Annotated in this window: 15 protein-coding genes; 11 read left to right on the top strand and 4 right to left on the bottom strand. The window is 38.1% G+C overall.

Going from position 1 to position 16594, the window contains the following annotated elements:
* Window positions 1–5: 5 nt before the first annotated feature.
* Window positions 6–464, bottom strand: coding sequence for an Lrp/AsnC family transcriptional regulator (locus tag FEE95_RS11410; protein WP_138658071.1), 459 nt, complete (start codon window positions 462–464; stop codon window positions 6–8).
* A 156-nt stretch (window positions 465–620) separates the two neighbouring features.
* Between FEE95_RS11410 and FEE95_RS11405 the strand changes: the two genes are divergently transcribed.
* From FEE95_RS11405 to ribB, 8 genes are all read left to right on the top strand, one after another.
* A complete protein-coding gene (locus FEE95_RS11405; RefSeq protein ID WP_138658070.1) occupies window positions 621–1841 on the top strand; it encodes an aminotransferase class I/II-fold pyridoxal phosphate-dependent enzyme in 1221 nt (406 codons plus the stop codon).
* 67 nt (window positions 1842–1908) lie between these two features.
* Window positions 1909–3381 (top strand): Na+/H+ antiporter NhaC, encoded by a 1473-nt coding sequence (gene nhaC, locus FEE95_RS11400; RefSeq protein ID WP_138658069.1) that lies wholly within the window; start codon window positions 1909–1911, stop codon window positions 3379–3381.
* A 96-nt stretch (window positions 3382–3477) separates the two neighbouring features.
* Window positions 3478–3984: a thiol peroxidase gene (tpx, locus tag FEE95_RS11395; protein WP_138658068.1), complete on the top strand. Its 507-nt coding sequence runs from the start codon at window positions 3478–3480 to the stop codon at window positions 3982–3984.
* Window positions 3977–4345: a diacylglycerol kinase gene (locus tag FEE95_RS11390; RefSeq protein WP_138658067.1), complete on the top strand. Its 369-nt coding sequence runs from the start codon at window positions 3977–3979 to the stop codon at window positions 4343–4345. The genes tpx and FEE95_RS11390 overlap by 8 nt, the downstream gene beginning before the upstream one ends.
* Before the next feature lie 62 nt (window positions 4346–4407).
* Complete coding sequence (locus FEE95_RS11385) at window positions 4408–6792, top strand: FtsK/SpoIIIE family DNA translocase (protein WP_138658066.1); 2385 nt, start codon at window positions 4408–4410, stop codon at window positions 6790–6792.
* Between the two features lie 4 nt (window positions 6793–6796).
* Entirely contained in the window at window positions 6797–7441 is a 645-nt protein-coding gene (gene lolA1, locus FEE95_RS11380; protein WP_138658065.1) for an outer membrane lipoprotein periplasmic chaperone LolA1, read from the top strand.
* A gap of 10 nt (window positions 7442–7451) precedes the next feature.
* Window positions 7452–8933 carry an LptF/LptG family permease gene (locus FEE95_RS11375; protein ID WP_138658064.1) on the top strand — a complete coding sequence of 494 codons (1482 nt, stop codon included), beginning with the start codon at window positions 7452–7454 and terminating at the stop codon, window positions 8931–8933.
* Window positions 8930–10072, top strand: a complete 1143-nt coding sequence (ribB, locus tag FEE95_RS11370; protein WP_138658063.1) for a 3,4-dihydroxy-2-butanone-4-phosphate synthase — start codon at window positions 8930–8932, stop codon at window positions 10070–10072. The genes FEE95_RS11375 and ribB overlap by 4 nt, the downstream gene beginning before the upstream one ends.
* Window positions 10073–10154: 82 nt before the next feature.
* On the opposite strand, the gene FEE95_RS11365 is transcribed toward ribB, so the two are convergent.
* The 3 genes from FEE95_RS11365 to FEE95_RS11355 are packed head-to-tail and all read right to left on the bottom strand — an operon-like array spanning window position 10155 to window position 12831.
* Window positions 10155–11351: a DegT/DnrJ/EryC1/StrS family aminotransferase gene (locus FEE95_RS11365; RefSeq protein ID WP_138658062.1), complete on the bottom strand. Its 1197-nt coding sequence runs from the start codon at window positions 11349–11351 to the stop codon at window positions 10155–10157.
* A 45-nt stretch (window positions 11352–11396) separates the two neighbouring features.
* Entirely contained in the window at window positions 11397–12032 is a 636-nt protein-coding gene (locus tag FEE95_RS11360; protein WP_138658061.1) for an NAD(P)H-dependent oxidoreductase, read from the bottom strand.
* A gap of 43 nt (window positions 12033–12075) precedes the next feature.
* Window positions 12076–12831 (bottom strand): sulfite exporter TauE/SafE family protein, encoded by a 756-nt coding sequence (locus FEE95_RS11355; protein ID WP_138658060.1) that lies wholly within the window; start codon window positions 12829–12831, stop codon window positions 12076–12078.
* 223 nt (window positions 12832–13054) lie between these two features.
* On the opposite strand from FEE95_RS11355, the gene FEE95_RS11350 reads away from it, so the two are divergent.
* The 3 genes from FEE95_RS11350 to FEE95_RS11340 all read left to right on the top strand — a co-directional run bounded on the left by FEE95_RS11350 (window position 13055) and on the right by FEE95_RS11340 (window position 16587).
* Window positions 13055–13282, top strand: a complete 228-nt coding sequence (locus FEE95_RS11350; protein WP_138658059.1) for a hypothetical protein — start codon at window positions 13055–13057, stop codon at window positions 13280–13282.
* A 542-nt stretch (window positions 13283–13824) separates the two neighbouring features.
* Complete coding sequence (locus tag FEE95_RS11345; protein ID WP_138658058.1) at window positions 13825–14235, top strand: hypothetical protein; 411 nt, start codon at window positions 13825–13827, stop codon at window positions 14233–14235.
* Between the two features lie 9 nt (window positions 14236–14244).
* Window positions 14245–16587 carry a TolC family protein gene (locus FEE95_RS11340; RefSeq protein ID WP_138658057.1) on the top strand — a complete coding sequence of 781 codons (2343 nt, stop codon included), beginning with the start codon at window positions 14245–14247 and terminating at the stop codon, window positions 16585–16587.
* The last annotated feature ends 7 nt before the right edge of the window (window positions 16588–16594 follow it).

The following is a 16594-nucleotide window of genomic DNA, read 5'->3' as shown; positions in this document are numbered from 1 at the left end:
TGGTTTTAAATAGGCACAGCAGTGGTATGCTTCACTTCATTTATAGCAAACGAACTTTGGGTGCTTCCAATATTGCTAATTGCTGTAAGTTTTGTGACCATAAAATCACGATAGGCTTGCATATCGCGAACGTGAATTTTCAATATATAATCGTAATCGCCGCTAATATGATAACACTCTACCACTTCATCTAATTGCAATACCTCTTGCTCAAATTTCAGGACATTCGTCTTGATATGTTGTATCAATTTAATGTGACACAAAACAGTAAAGGCCTTATCTACTTTTTTCTTATCTATCAAGGCCACATAACTTGCTACCACTCCGTTCTTTTCCAAACGTTTGATACGCTCGTAAACCGCAGTAGTAGAAAGATGTAATTGCTTAGCGTATGCCGCAGTGGTCCTTTTACAATCCGATTGTAATAAAGAAAGAAGCTTCTTATCAATTCCATCAAGTTTCATACTGTACTATTTTCTATTCCACTGTGTGTTTTAAGCAATTTAATTATAATAATTCTATATTTATTGAATATAATAGATTTATATTCTAAATATTCAAAAATAAATTGTTTTTAAAACTACATCAATCTAATTTTATTGTTCTAAATCATTTCAATCATGAGCAATACTTCTGCTAATCAATTACAAGATTTACAATATTTCGGAGAGTTTGGAGGAGTGAATCCTTCAGTATCCGATTCTTCTACCTATACCTTTCTCAATGCAAAAACGATGTTTGACACCTTTGAAGGGAATACCGAAGGTTGTTATCTATATTCGCGCCACTCCTCTCCTTCCAATTTGTATTTGGGTGAGGCTTTGGCTGCTCTAGAAGGTACAGAAACCGCCAATGTATACGCGAGTGGAATGGGTGCCATTAGTTCTGTAATCATGCAAATCTGCGATTCTGGAGAACATATTGTAAGTAGTCGAACGATATACGGAGGTACGTATGCGTTTCTGAAGAACTTTCTAAAGAAATTCGCCATCGACACTTCATTTGTGGACATTACAGATATTGTAGCTGTTGAATCGGCCATTACTTCACAAACTAAAATGATTTATTGTGAGGCGGTTAGTAATCCTTTACTTGAAGTTGCAGATATCAAGGCACTGGCGGCACTTGCTAAAAAATATAATCTTCCCCTGGTTGTGGATAATACATTTTCTCCACTTTCTATTCCGGCAGCGCAACTCGGGGCAGAAATTATAATTCATAGTCTGACAAAGTTTATAAATGGATCAAGTGACTGTGTTGCTGGTGCTGTCTGTGGAACTACGGAATTTTGCTTAAGCCTAAAGGATGTAAATAACGGAGCCGGAATGTTATTAGGAAGCACTTTGGACAGTCTTAGAGCAGCATCTATTTTAAAGAATATGCGAACACTACATATTCGTATACAAAAGCATAGTGAAAATGCCTTGTTTCTAGCCCAGCAATTTGAAGCAGACGGATTCCGCGTTGTCTATCCGGGATTAGCATCACATAGTGGTCATAACATCATGAAAAAGCAAATGAATGCCAACTATGGCTTTGGCGGCTTGATGACATTAGATGTGGGTTCTTTGGAAAATGCAAATGCTTTTATGGAACTTATGCAGACCGAAAAACTAGGATACCTTGCGGTTAGTCTAGGCTTCTACAAAACCTTATTTAGTGCACCTGGCACTTCTACTTCTTCCGAAATTCCTGAGGAAGAACAACTAGAAATGGGACTTTCCAACGGGCTCATTCGTTTTTCCATCGGATTAGATAACGATATTGAGCGAACCTATAACAAAATGAAGAACTGTATGGCACAACTAAATATTAAACCTCAAATTCAGATTCCTGTTTAGATATCAAAAACAGCTTGCATAGGCGTATCCAAAATCGTAATATTACGGATAGACAAACTGACTATATATGGATAACGAAGAATATTTTGAACATCGCGAAGATGAAAACATCGTTCAAAATAAAGAATTGAATATTTGGGAAGCTTTGATTCCCGTTGTTCTGTTAATGTTGATGTTAGCATATAACATCTTCTTCGCGGATGGTGCTGCGCTTGGTGATTATTCGAATCAAATTATACTTTTAATTGGTGGGGTAATTGCTGCAGTAGTGGGTTTCTTCAATAAAGTTAGTATCAAAACAATGCTCACAGAAATCTGGGAGAATCTTAGAAGTGTTTTCCTTCCGATAATGATTTTGTTCTTGGTCGGTGCGCTTGCAGGAACTTGGCTCGTGAGTGGAATTATTCCGGCAATGGTATATTACGGATTACAGGCATTGAGCCCTAGCATTTTTCTACCCGCTTCCGTTATAATTGCTGCTTTAATATCAATTGCTACTGGAAGCTCCTGGACTACTTCAGCAACCGTTGGTATTGCTTTAGTTGGAATTGGTACTGCATTGGGAATACCTGCAGGAATGATTGCCGGTGCGGTAATATCTGGTGCTTATTTTGGTGATAAAATGTCTCCCTTAAGCGACACTACAAACCTTGCTCCCGCCATGGCAGGAACGGACTTATTTACCCATATTAGGTATATGGCCTTTACCACAGTACCGTCTATCGTAATCACCCTAGTCGTTTTTTCAATATTGAGTCTAAATATTGATGCTACCGGCACCACCAATGTTGATGATTTACTTCGAACCATAGAAAACAGCTTTAATATTACGCCGTATTTGTTTATCGTCCCTATAATGGTAGTGGTTTTGATCCTATTTAAAACAAAACCATTAATCGCATTGGGTGCAGGAGTTGGTATCGCCGGAGTCTTTGCTATGATTTTTCAATCAGAAATATTACTAGAGCTATCTGAGTCAGAGACAATGTCATTGATGAAAGCCATTTTTACCGATACACAAGTAGTAACAGAAAACGCAAGTTTAAATGAACTTTTCAGCTCCGGGGGAATGAAGGGTATGCTATGGACTATCTTTCTAATTATTTGTGCCATGGTTTTTGGTGGTGTCATGGATGGCATTGGTGCCTTATCTAGGATTACAAAGGCCTTGCTCTCAGTTGCAACAACCGTATTTGGGCTTTTTGCAAGTACTGTAGTTAGCTGTTTAGGTCTAAATGTTATCGCCAGTGACCAGTATTTAGCACTTGTAATTCCTGGGAAAATGTTTAAAAAAGCATATGAAGACAAAGGCCTAGCTCCTGAAAATTTAAGTAGAACCTTAGAAGATTCAGGTACGGTAACCTCGGTATTGATTCCTTGGAATACCTGCGGGGCTTATCAATCTGGGGTATTAGGCGTTGGTGTTGGAGAATACTTTATCTATGCTATTTTCAATTGGCTCAGTCCATTTATGACCCTATTGTTTGCTGCATTCAAAATAAAAATACGAATGATGACGACTTCATCAGTAAAAGCATAATCGTTAAGTATTTGTGAATTTAAAAAATTAGGTTGCCTTTCATTGTTAAAAACGCTTGATGTTTTTTAATTTCACGCAAAATTTAAAAACCACGTTATGGCTTCACTTACATTACACGGAAATGCAATAAACTCAATAGGCTCTTTACCATCAATTGGAAGTGCCGCTCCGAGCTTCAACCTAACAAAAGGTGATTTATCATTGACTTCCCTTTCCGACTATAAAGGAAAGAAAGTCGTTCTCAATATATTTCCAAGTATTGACACGGGTACTTGTGCGCAATCTGTTCGTCAATTCAATAAAGATGCCGCAGCATTTGAAAATACAGTTGTTCTTTGTGTGTCAAAAGACCTTCCTTTTGCTCAGGCTCGGTTTTGTGGTGCGGAAGGAATAGAAAACGTTGAAATGCTTTCTGATTTTAGAGATGGTAATTTTGGTGAAGCATATCAGGTAGCTTTCTCTGATGGTCCTTTAACCCCTTTGCATTCTAGAGCGGTAGTTGTTCTGAATGAAGAGGGTGATGTGGTATACACCGAACAAGTTGGTGAAATCGTAGACGAACCTAACTATACTGCAGCTTTAGAAGCTTTAGCAAATGCCTAAAAAAGAGTCTTTTCTAGTAAATAGAATAAAAAGTGTGGGCTTCGCATTACGTGGAGCCCTTCTTTTGGTTCGGACCGAAGCCAGTATAAAAGTTCAGGTATTTATTGCTATTGTTATGACTGCTGCTGGTTTCTTTTTTGAAATCTCTGCAACGGAATGGTGCATTCAAATCTTGACTATTGCAGTTATTATGGGTACTGAAGGCTTAAACACTGCTATAGAAAAAGTCTCTGATTTTGTTCAACCCGAATTTGATAAAAAAATTGGTTTCATAAAAGACGTATCCGCAGGTGCAGTAATGATAGTTTCGATCGCAGCCACGATAATTGGATGTATCATTTATTTACCAAAAATCTTTTGAAACTTTTGGCGGTTCTTCTTCCGTACGAAATTCGTATTTTTACCCGCAGAATCTACTAGTGAATGGCAAAGAAGGCAAAAAAGACTAGGGCGAAAGCTGTCAAAGCGAAACCTACTAAAAAACCAAGGTCTTATAAATTATCCAAACAAAATAAGATTATATTGGGCAGTCTTTTAATAGTTGCCAGTATCTTCCTTACACTTGCCTTTATTTCCTTCTATTTTAATTGGAAAGATGACCAAAGTCTCCTTACGGAATTTGGCGAAAGAAACGAAGAAGCTAAAAACCTTTTGAAAAAATTTGGGGCGCAAGTAAGCCACTTTTTTATGTACAAAGGTTTTGGTTTGACCTCTCTAATCCTTCCATTCCTACTTTGCCTAAAGGGTCTTTATATGTTTTTAGGCATGGACCAAAAAGGAATGCTAAAAAAGTGGATTTGGGGACTCGTTTTTATGATATGGAGCTCAATCGCACTGGGCTTCGCAGGAAGCAAACAACCCTTGTTGGGTGGACTCGTAGGTTATGAAATGAATGATTTCTTACAGGATTACGTTGGAATGATTGGTGTACTTCTTTTACTTTTATTTGGGTTGGTTATCATTCTAGTTAGATTGTTCCAATTCTCTCCTGAAGATATAGGAAGATGGTTCAAAAACAAATCGAGTTCTTTAAAAACCGATTTCAAACGAAGTCCGAAAACGGAAGAAAGTGAGGCACCAATGACCCTTTCCCTGGAGCCTGAGGATGAAACTCCGGTAATAATTGACACCTATACCCATAAAGAAGATATTCCTCCGCTAGTCGAAGAAAAAGTGGATGATTTTGAAGTGACCATTCCCGGTGAAGAGGAAAGTGAGGACCTGGCAATGGAAGTGGAAAAAATCGTTGAAGAGAAAGAAGAAAAAAAGAATATAGCTGACAAATTAGTAGATGACTTCGGACTATTTGACCCAACCCTTGAATTGGGTAACTATAAATTTCCAACTATAGAGTTATTAGACCAGCATGGTGTTACAGGTGGAATAACAATCAACCAAGAAGAACTGGAGGAAAACAAAACCAAAATTGTAAATACGCTCAAAAATTACAAGATTGGTATTGCACAGATTAAAGCAACGATTGGTCCAACTGTAACTTTATATGAAATCGTTCCTGAGGCGGGTGTTCGTATTTCTAAGATTAAAAATCTAGAAGATGATATTGCCTTATCTCTTGCAGCTTTAGGAATACGTATCATCGCACCAATTCCAGGGAAAGGAACCATTGGTATTGAAGTTCCGAATAAAAATGCGACCATAGTATCCATGCGATCTGTAATTGCTTCTACAAAATTCCAGAAGGCAGAAATGCAATTGCCTATTGCTTTTGGTAAAACTATTAGTAATGAAACCTTTGTGGTTGATTTAGCAAAAATGCCGCACCTTTTGATGGCTGGCGCTACGGGACAAGGTAAATCCGTAGGACTTAATGCCGTGCTAACCTCTTTGCTTTATAAGAAGCATCCGGCCGAGGTGAAATTTGTCTTGGTAGACCCAAAGAAAGTAGAACTCACACTTTTTAACAAGATTGAACGGCACTTCTTAGCGAAACTTCCGGATTCTGAAGATGCCATTATTACGGATAACACGAAAGTCATTCACACTTTGAATTCGCTCTGCATCGAAATGGATAATCGTTATGAACTATTGAAAACAGCCATGGTTCGTAACATTAAGGAATACAACGATAAGTTTAAGGCAAGAAAACTGAATCCTAATGACGGACATATGTTTTTGCCCTATATCGTTTTGGTAATTGATGAGTTTGCCGATTTAATTATGACCGCAGGTAAAGAAGTGGAGACTCCGGTAGCTCGTTTGGCACAGTTGGCTAGAGCTATTGGTATCCATCTAATAATTGCGACTCAGCGTCCTTCTGTAAATGTGATTACTGGTATTATTAAGGCGAACTTCCCAGCACGTATAGCTTTTCGTGTTACCTCGAAGATTGATTCAAGAACCATTTTAGATGCATCTGGAGCTGATCAACTAATCGGTCGCGGTGATATGCTATATACCCAAGGGAATGACGTAACACGTATTCAATGTGCTTTTGTGGATACGCCTGAAGTAGAAAAAATCACAGAATATATTGGCTCACAAAGAGCCTATCCTGAAGCACATCAATTACCCGAGTATGTTGGCGAAGACTCTGGCACAAGTATTGATAATAATATATCGGAGAGGGATGCTAAGTTTAGGGAGGCAGCTGAAGTCATTGTAATCGCACAGCAAGGCTCGGCATCGTTAATCCAAAGGAAATTAAAATTAGGATACAACCGAGCTGGTAGAATAGTCGACCAACTAGAAGCTGCCGGAATCGTGGGTCCATTTGAAGGTAGCAAAGCTAGACAGGTTTTAGTAGCAGATTTAGTCGCCTTGGAACATTTACTTAATAATGAAATTTAATAGAATGAAGAAGTTAGTTTTAGTATTCGTAGTATTTTTTGCGTCAAACTTTACAATTGCTCAAGATTCAGATAAAGCAAAAGCCCTGCTTGATGCTGTGTACAATAAAGTACAAGGCTACGAGAATATTTTTGTAGACTTTAACTACGTATTGCACAATGCGGAAGCTGATATAAACTCCGAAACTCGAGGGGATGTTACCTTACAAAGCGATAAATATCTTTTCAACTATTTAGGCACTCAACAACTATACGACGGTAATAAGGTATACACCATTGTTCCTGAAAATGAAGAAGTAACTATAGAGGATAAAACAGAGGATGAAAATGCCCTGACTCCTTCCAAAATGCTGACTTTTTATAAAGAGGGGCATACTTATGCTTGGGATATTCTTCAAAACGTGCAAGGTCGAAAGATTCAATATGTGAAATTAGTTCCTATTGATACCAACGCTGAAATCAAAAGTATTTTAATGGGTGTTGATGCCGAAACCAAGCATATTTACAAACTTATCTATACCGGTAAAAACAGCACTACAACTACGATTACTGTTAATTCTTTTAAAACAAATCAACCTTTATCAAAAACCTTATTTACTTTTGATGAAAGCAAGTACAAAAGCGACGGCTACTACATCATAAAAAACTAAGGCATTTACCTTGAGGATTCTCGACAGATATATTTTATCTCGATTTTTATTCAATCTTATCAGTTCATTTGTCATAATGATGTTCATCTTCATTTTTCAATCGATATGGTTGTTTATTGATGATTTGGCTGGCAAGGGTCTTGATATGATCATTATCGGAAAGTTCTTTTTCTATAAGATGCCAGAACTAACTGAGAAGGTACTTCCGCTCACCGTACTACTATCCTCTATACTCACGTTTGGAAATTTTGCGGAACACTATGAGTTCGCAGCTATGAAGGCCTCAGGAATTTCATTACAACGAGCCATGCTCGGCATCATCATATTTATGGTAGGCTTAGGTGGAGTCACTTTTTACTTCGCCAATAATGTCATACCAGCTTCTGAACAAAAAATATTTTACCTAAGACGGAATATTGCCAAATTAAAACCAGCAATTGCTATTGCAGAAGGTGTATTCAGCGATTTTGAATCTGCCGATATGAATATCAAGGTGGACCGAAAGTACGGTGAAAATGACAATTTTCTGGAAAATGTCATTATTCATCAAAAGACAAAAACGAACATCAATTATAGGGTAATCAAGGCCAAAACTGGTGAGTTGAAAAGTAGTGAGAATTCCAATATCATACAGTTGGTCTTAAATGACGGCCAATTATATGAAAACGTCGAGGGTACTAAAAGTGAAAAAAGAAAATATCCTTTTGCACAAGCTGATTTTGAGGACTACACTATGAATATCGACCTTTCAGAATTCAATAATGTCGATTTAGAAGAAGAAAAAGACCTGCGAACGGAGAAAATGAAGAATATCTCTCGTTTGACCAAGGATATCGACTCTATTCAAGAGGACAATATAAGACGGGTTACTTCATTTTCAAAAATCACCTCAGAGCGCATGGGAGCGTTTATTCCACTTCCTGAGCAGGACACTACTCTAAATAAAAAGCGTCAATTTAAAAATGGTACTACTCATTTAGATTTCGATATTTTTAAGGATAGTATTGTAAACATCTATCCAGAGTGGCAACAAGTTCAAGTAATGAATTCAGCTAAGAACTCTACCACAAATGTACTGACCTCAGTGCGGGGCAAAAAGAAAGAAATGAATAAACGCTATGAATTTCATCGGCGACATATTCTTTCTTTACACAAGAAATTTGCCCTGGCTTTCTCATGCATTATTTTATTTTTTGTAGGTGCTCCTTTAGGCGCAATAATTCGAAAAGGTGGCTTGGGCCTACCAATGGTTATAGCTATTATTCTATTCCTTATTTACTATTTCTTAGGCGTATTTGCAGAAAACTATTCCAAAAAAGGGAATATACATCCTATGCTCGGCGCATGGTTATCTACTCTGGTTATGCTACCTTTGGGTGTGATTTTAACGAAACGGGCAACCGCAGATAAAGGCCTAATGAGTTTTGGTAGGGTTATCGACTTTTTTAAAGGATTGCTACCAAAGAAGAAAGATAAAAGAACGACATCATGATAACAAGCATGGAGAGGAACATACAGTTAAATACAATTGAAGAAGCCATAGCCGATATTCGGACCGGCAAGGTCATCATTGTAGTTGACGATGAAAATCGAGAAAATGAAGGTGACTTCTTAGCTGCCGCGGAATTGGCTACTCCTGAAACTGTTAACTTCATGGCGAAACATGGTCGAGGGCTTATATGTGCCCCTTTAACTGAAGGCCGTTGCAAAGAATTAGGACTCCATATGATGGTGAATCATAATACAGATCCACTCGAAACCGCTTTTACCGTTTCTGTAGATTTAAGAGGAAATGGTGTTACAACAGGTATCTCTGCCTCTGATCGGGCAAAGACAGTTTTTGCGCTTACTGATGATGACACAAAACCTCATGATTTAGCAAGACCAGGTCACATTTTTCCTTTAGTGGCAAAAGAAGGTGGGGTTTTGAGAAGAACTGGTCATACGGAGGCAGCAATCGATTTTGCACGTTTAGCCGGATTGAAACCTGCCGGAATCATAGTGGAAATTATGAACGAAGATGGCAGCATGGCTCGACTTCGAGAACTAATGGAAGTTGCAAAAAAATTCGATTTGAAGATTGTTTCCATTGAAGATTTGGTTGCGTACCGAATGGAGCATGATAGTCTTATTGAGAAAAAAGAAGACTTTGATATCAACACTCGTTTTGGAGACTTTCGATTACGTGCCTACAAACAAACCACAAACAATCACATACATATCGCCCTTACTAAGGGAGACTGGAATAAAGATGAAAAGGTATTAACGAGAATTAACTCAACTTTGGTCAACAATGATGTTTTGGGTACATTGACTAATAATCCTGATAAGAAACTTGAGGATATGTTTAAGGCCATAAATGACGAAGGCAAAGGTGCAATTGTTTTCATCAATCAAGATTCAGAATCCTTAAATCTTTTATCCCGTTTGGCGGAATTAAAAGAACTTCAAAAACAAGGCATTCATAAAGCACCTAAAATAGATATGGACACCCGTGATTTTGGTATCGGAGCCCAGATTCTACATGACCTTAACATCTCTAAAATGCGATTGCTAACAAATCGTCAACAAACCAAAAGAGTCGGAATTGTTGGTTACGGATTAGAGATAGTTGATTATGTGAAGTATTAGAAGGTTGGATGTTTGATGTGCGGTGCCCGATGTTTCAGATTTAGTGTAACTCTGAACTCATTACTTATAGCTTTTAAAAAAGCTACTTCAATATTTCCCGAAGGATATCGGTCATTTTCTGAGCTCTTTCCGCTACTTCAGTTTCACTCCATCCTAATTTTATCAAACAGGAAATTGTGCGCCCCACCCAGTGGTCTGATTTGGAAAAATCGGATTTTGAGTAGTCTAGAAGCTGATTGTAAACTTCTTGTGGTAGTTTTGCAAGGGATTTTAAATTCGTCAAATGTTCCCATTTTCGATAGTAGTGCCAATTATTGTCATACCAGTAAAAACAAGCGTCAACTCCTCCATTCCCTAAAGCTTGGTGTGCTCTTTTAGCTGAATTTTCGTCCGGCAGGAAAAAATTCAAGAAAGCATAACTCTCCTCTCCGCCTTCAGGAACTTTGCGAAAGGTAACTTCAGGAATAGTTGCTAATGCCTCCCTTAGAACTTTATAATTCTTTTTTTGGATAGATAGGAATTCGTTTAACCGCTTAATTTGAGCTAAACCTACAGCAGCATTCAATTCAGAAATACGGTAGTTATACCCCAGAAAAGGATGTGTTTCTGCTCCCCTATCCTTCCCAACATGGTTATGTCCGTGATCAGAATAGTGGTCCGCATTTGTTTTGTACTTCTCATTGTTTGTAATTACCGCACCACCTTCTCCACAGGTAATCGTTTTTACATAATCAAATGAAAAACATCCTAGGTCACCATAACTTCCTAAAGGTTTCCCCTCAAATGTACCTCCGATAGCCTGACAGGCATCTTCCAATAATATCAGGTCATGTTTATCACAAATGAATTTTAAAACCCTTAAATCGGCCATTGACCCACACATGTGGACGGGCATGACAACCTTAGTCTTTTTTGTAATCGCCTTCTCTACAGCTTCTGGATTCAAAGTCAAGGTATCATCAACATCAACCAATACGGGAACCGCACCAATCGCCAAAATTGACTCAAAAGAAGCCACGAAAGTGAATGTAGGCATAATTACTTCGTCGCCAGCTCCTATTCCAGCACTTGCCAAGGCTACGGTAAGAGCAGAAGTTCCGCTGCTAACTAATTGCGCATGTTTCACCTCCATTCTTTCCTCAAGGGCTTTTTCAAGTTCAAGAGCTTTCCATTGGCCATTACGCATTCCATCAAATCCATAGCGCATCAAGACCCCTGTATCTAGTACGTCTTGTACTTGCTTTTTCTCTTGTTCTCCGAAAAGTTCAAATCCTGGCATTAAAGTATTGGGTTAAAGGTTAAAGATTAAAGGGAAATGGTTTTTCTATTGAATTTCGATGATACTTTCAGCCATGTCCTTTCTCACTTTTTTAAAGGTTGAAAACACATCATCATCCGCACGATACCCGACTGGCATCGCTAATACAGATGTCAAGCCCTTCGAGTTTAAATCTAGTAAGCGGTCATAAGCTTCTGGTTCAAAACCTTCCATGGGACAAGAATCTATTTCCTCCATAGCACATATAGTCAGTAGATTTCCCATAGCCAAATAGGCTTGATTTTTTGACCAATCTTTTATTTCTTGGATTTGCTTTTTGGAAAAGTTATCAACCATAGCTTTCTTAAAAGGGTTCAAAATATCATCGCTTGTGCCTCTTACCTTTTTTACCAGTTTGAAATAATTTGATATGTATTCGGAGTTCACTTCATTTTCAATACAAATCAACAGGATATGCGAAGCTTGCGCCACCTGGGGTTGGTCAAAAGAATGCGAAACTAATTTTTTTTGCAGTTCTTTATTTTGAATTACTACAAGGGTTATAGGCTGCAATCCGTAGGAAGTAGCTGTAAGGTTAAATGCTTTTTTCAGGATATTCATTTTTTCTTCTGAGAGCAGTCTCTCCGAATCAAATTTCTTTACGGCATATCGCCATTCTAATTGCTCTATTGGCTTATTCATTGTTTTATATAAATTCCCACGTACAGGAATGACATTAACTAAATTATTTAAAAAACCAAAGTTTAATGGAAAGTGCCACCACCATCACTACAATGAAGGTTTTAATGAATCCATCCCCTTTGTTAACAGAAATCCTGCTTGCCAACCATGCTCCTGTTCCATTGCCTATTGCCAGTATCAAACCTACGGTCCAATTTACTTTGTCATTCAATATAAAGACGGCCAAAGCCGATAAGGTGTAAATGAAAACCACCGCAACTTTGGTCGCATTAGAACGGACTAGGGTCATTCGATTGACATAGTGCAAAAATAGTATAATTATAAAGCCTAATCCTGCATTGATAAATCCCCCGTAAATTCCGAAGAAAAAAAACGCGATGATGTCAATCCACAAATACTTCCCCGTAAGCCGTTCTTGCATTTCCACCAATTTCATCTTTGGCTTAAAGATGATAATTAGTACCACAATAATCATTATTATGGCAAGAATCCGATTGAAGGTTTCCCCCTTTATATCAACCGCTATTTGAGCACCGATAATGGCCCCTAGCAAAGCTGAAATACCCAAATAGATATTGAATGGTGCAGTAGATACCCCTTTACTTTTAAAACCTGCGGTTCCAATAGCTGTTTGAATAACAATTGCTACCCGATTTGTACCATTGGCAACACTAGATGGCAATCCTAAAAATATCAAAACGGGTAAGGAAAGTAATGAACCACCGCCGGCGACGGTATTAATGAAACCGACTGAAAAACCTGTGGCAATGAGAAGTACATAGTGGTACCATTCTTCCATTCGGTAAAAATAAGATGTTCAAATGAAAAAGCTTGATTTCCTTTCAGGAAATTGGGTTTTAGAATCAACCTGTGATGATTGTTATAGTGCCGTTTATCGATGAAAATATGTTCTTATTACGACAAGTTATCAACATAAACAATATTAAAATTATCATAATCAATCAAATACACTTGAAAATAACATTTTGTTAAAGTAAATTGCGACCAATAATAAACAAATTATGGAATTAATAAATGAAGCGCTGGAATTTGAGAAGGCAAAAATGAGTAATATGTCTACAAGTGACAGGGTTACTGCTTCCAGAGAAGCAAAACGATTGATACTAGCTTTAAACGAAGTTTATAAGACTACTAAGGATACCGATATTATGGACTTAATGAAGCTTTTAACGGTAAAAAAGAAGAAAATTGAAAAAAGGTTGAAAGGACGACCCGATCCAGCTTTTTAAAAAAGGATTTATAAAGACTTTAAAAATCTAAGCCCTGTAAACATTAAGTTTACAGGGCTTTTTGCAGAGAAAGAAGGATTACCTTCGGTGTTCCCTACATTCTGCCCTTCTTACAATGAAGCTCGGTATCGCTTAGGTGATTTCTGGGCTTTTTCTTTTTACATCTTTACAGAAGCACACTTTTGACAGTGTAAAAAGAAAAAGCCCGATTTCCATTCAGAAATCGAGCTTTGCTCTAAGCGGAGTAAAGAGGAACTATCCAAATTTCGAAAAATACCCAGTTTTTGAGGGTTCAATTGGTGCTAGAAAACCACTGACCCCGAAACTGCCCCTTTTTAACAATAATTTAACAAATCGAGGTCATTATGACGATGATTTGTCTAGAATTGACTCATTATACAGTCCATTCTTCTGTTACTCATTCGAGCTATAAAGTACATTTCCAATTTCTATAAGTAAATATGATTGTACTTAAAATATCAAAACAAATTCCTATACATTTCCCTATATTTAGCACTTATTTAAATCCCTAAATTCAAAAAATGAAATTCCTATCCCTCCTTTTTATTTTCGCATCAGTTTCATTGGCTTCCTCTGAATTCGCGTATGCTCAAACCCCTGAGGAACAGAAGGAGTCTGAAAATCTCTTTATCAGCAAAGAGAAAGATAGTATGCAGATATGGTTTTATAACAGGGCTACCGCCATGGGCCTCAAAGGAGAAGATAGAGAGGAATATTACAACATCATACTATACCATACTTTTAAAATGACTCGCCTTGAAAAGAAAGATAAGGGCTATACCCCTGAAGAAGTTCGTTCTAAATTTGATGCTCTTGTACAAAAACAACATGCTGAAATCAAAGCGATTTTAGATGAAAAACAATATGCTGTTTACTTAGACACCTATGACAAGATTTTAAAAGGTGTTTATGAAAGAAAAGGTTGGAAATAACTTAAGAACATGAGAAAACAATTCATACTACTACTTTTCCTCTTAGGAACTGCAATTTCTTTTGCGCAACGCTCGAAAACCGTAACTATAGGCATTCTTGCCGATGAAGCATCCGTTGAGAATGCTCCCTTGCTTGAAAAGCTGCAAAATGAAATTACCGCTGTAGTTGGGCAAGATGCTAAGGTCGTCTTTAAAGACCCTGTCGAAAACAACTTCGATTTAGATACCGCAAAGGCAAACTACCTGGCATTGGAAGCAAGTGATGTCGATATCATCCTCGCATTTGGAGTCATCAATAATATTGCACTTTACCAACAAAAGACCTACGCGAAACCAGTCATTGTTTTCGGTTCGGTGAATAGTGATTTCATCGATTTACCTGAAGACCAAAAGACTTCTGGAATTAACAATATCGCCTATATCATTGCTCCCCTTTCGTATTCTAAGGATTTAGATGCTTTTAATTCCCTGTATGAATACAAAAAAGTGGGGATTCTAGTCGATGATTACCTTCCTGAAGCTTTGCCCATAAAGGAACTTTTTGACACCTATTTTGCCGACAAAGATGCTACGTACACTTTGATTAACCTTCCTGAAAATGGAGATATTTCAAATGTAATCGGCGATATTGATGCAGTTTATTTGGCAGGAGGTTTCGCTTTATCCGATGCTGCGCTCAAAACTTTAATCTCAACAATTAACGAAAACCAATTACCCTCCTTTTCAGCCAATAGAAAACAAGACGTGGAAAAGGGTATTCTCGCCACTAACCAACCGGAATCAAATATCGACCAATTTTTTAGACGCTTGGCTTTAGATGTGGAATCGATTGTGAATGGTACCAATCCCTCTGAGTTGCCAATGCTTCTCGAATATAAAAACAGGCTTTCCCTAAACTTCAACACAGCTAAGGAAATTAAGTTCCCACTGCGGTATAGTATGTTAGGTACTGTTGATATTGTTGGAGGTGAAAACAACTTCATTTCCGAAAATGCGTATTCCCTACTAGATATTATGAACGGGGTCATCGGTCGCAATTTGGGATTGGAAGCAGAGCGTAAAAATATCGATTTGAGCTCCCAGGATGTAAAAACGGCAAAAAGCAATTTTCTGCCTGATGTATCAGCATCCGCCACCGGAGTATATCTAGATCCAAGAGTTGCCGAAATTTCTGGAGGTGCCAATCCCGAATTTTCAACTTCGGGTACGGTTGGTTTGAACCAGCTCATTTATTCGGAGGGAGCCGCTGCCGGAATTACCATTCAAGAAAATTTACAGAAAGCGCAACAAGAGACCTATAATGCCGCTGAGTTAGACGCGGTTCTTAATGGTTCGGTAGCGTATTTCAATGCATTGATTTTAAAAACCAATGCCCAAATTCAAGCACAAAACTTAGAGGTTACCAAAAAAAACCTCGAAATATCAGAACAAAACTTTGAGGCAGGTGCAGCTGGCAAATCCGATGTGCTTCGTTTTCGTAGTCAACTGGCGCAGAATATGCAAACCCTCATTGAGGCAGGCAACCAACTAAACCAAGCCTATTTTACGGTGAACCAATTAATGAACAATCCCATAGATACCGAAATTGATGTGGAGGATGCAATCATCTCTGAAGGTTTGTTTTCCAATTATAAGTATCAAGACTTTTATGATATTTTAGACAACCCAAAATTAAGGCCAAATCTCGTCGATTTTTTGATAGAAGAAGCAAAGAACAATGCTCCTGAGTTGAAGAATATTGGTTACAACTTAGCCGCGACCCAACGTAACTACAGATTAAATTCCGCCGGAAGGTTCGTGCCTACAGTTGCGCTTCAGGGGCAGTATAATTTGGCACTATCCCAATCGGGGGCGGGTTCTACGCCCACCGCCGGAATTCCGGTCGCACCCGACGGCGTGTACAATTTCGGGTTAAACGTATCTCTCCCGATTTTTAATCAAAACCTACGAAACATCAATAAGCAAACCGCAAAGATTCAAGAAGACCAGTTGAACATTCAAAAGAGCAATATCGATTTGAATATCGAAACCAATATAAATGCGCTAGTGTTGGATTTGACCAACGAAATCGCCAACATTCAGATTTCAAAGATAGCTGAGGAAGCGGCCAAGGAAAGCCTTGACCTGACCCAAAACGCTTACAGCCAAGGAGCGGTTCCCTTGATTCAATTAATTGATGCGCAAACCAACTATTTACAATCGCAAATAGCAAGTGCCAACGCCAACTACAACTATCTATTGGCGTCAATGCAATTGGAGCGTGCCATTGGATACTTTTTCTTGTTGAACTCAGAAGATACAAATCAAGCATTTATACAAAGAGCCCAGGCTTTTATTTTAAGTAGAAACTAAAAAACGA

It is taken from the genome of Maribacter algarum (ex Zhang et al. 2020) (assembly GCF_005885635.1).
In the GTDB taxonomy this organism is placed as follows: domain Bacteria; phylum Bacteroidota; class Bacteroidia; order Flavobacteriales; family Flavobacteriaceae; genus Maribacter_C; species Maribacter_C algarum.
This window is presented reverse-complemented; position numbering and strand designations above follow the sequence as displayed.

Excerpts from the sequence above, each read along its gene's own strand:
- FEE95_RS11410 (WP_138658071.1), bottom strand. The coding sequence starts at position 464 with ATGAAACTTGATGGAATTGATAAGAAGCTTCTTTCTTTATTACAATCG.
- FEE95_RS11405 (WP_138658070.1), top strand. The coding sequence starts at position 621 with ATGAGCAATACTTCTGCTAATCAATTACAAGATTTACAATATTTCGGA.
- nhaC (WP_138658069.1), top strand. The coding sequence starts at position 1,909 with ATGGATAACGAAGAATATTTTGAACATCGCGAAGATGAAAACATCGTT.
- tpx (WP_138658068.1), top strand. The coding sequence starts at position 3,478 with ATGGCTTCACTTACATTACACGGAAATGCAATAAACTCAATAGGCTCT.
- FEE95_RS11390 (WP_138658067.1), top strand. The coding sequence starts at position 3,977 with ATGCCTAAAAAAGAGTCTTTTCTAGTAAATAGAATAAAAAGTGTGGGC.
- FEE95_RS11385 (WP_138658066.1), top strand. The coding sequence starts at position 4,408 with ATGGCAAAGAAGGCAAAAAAGACTAGGGCGAAAGCTGTCAAAGCGAAA.
- lolA1 (WP_138658065.1), top strand. The coding sequence starts at position 6,797 with ATGAAGAAGTTAGTTTTAGTATTCGTAGTATTTTTTGCGTCAAACTTT.
- ribB (WP_138658063.1), top strand. The coding sequence starts at position 8,930 with ATGATAACAAGCATGGAGAGGAACATACAGTTAAATACAATTGAAGAA.
- FEE95_RS11365 (WP_138658062.1), bottom strand. The coding sequence starts at position 11,351 with ATGCCAGGATTTGAACTTTTCGGAGAACAAGAGAAAAAGCAAGTACAA.
- FEE95_RS11360 (WP_138658061.1), bottom strand. The coding sequence starts at position 12,032 with ATGAATAAGCCAATAGAGCAATTAGAATGGCGATATGCCGTAAAGAAA.
- FEE95_RS11355 (WP_138658060.1), bottom strand. The coding sequence starts at position 12,831 with ATGGAAGAATGGTACCACTATGTACTTCTCATTGCCACAGGTTTTTCA.
- FEE95_RS11350 (WP_138658059.1), top strand. The coding sequence starts at position 13,055 with ATGGAATTAATAAATGAAGCGCTGGAATTTGAGAAGGCAAAAATGAGT.
- FEE95_RS11345 (WP_138658058.1), top strand. The coding sequence starts at position 13,825 with ATGAAATTCCTATCCCTCCTTTTTATTTTCGCATCAGTTTCATTGGCT.
- FEE95_RS11340 (WP_138658057.1), top strand. The coding sequence starts at position 14,245 with ATGAGAAAACAATTCATACTACTACTTTTCCTCTTAGGAACTGCAATT.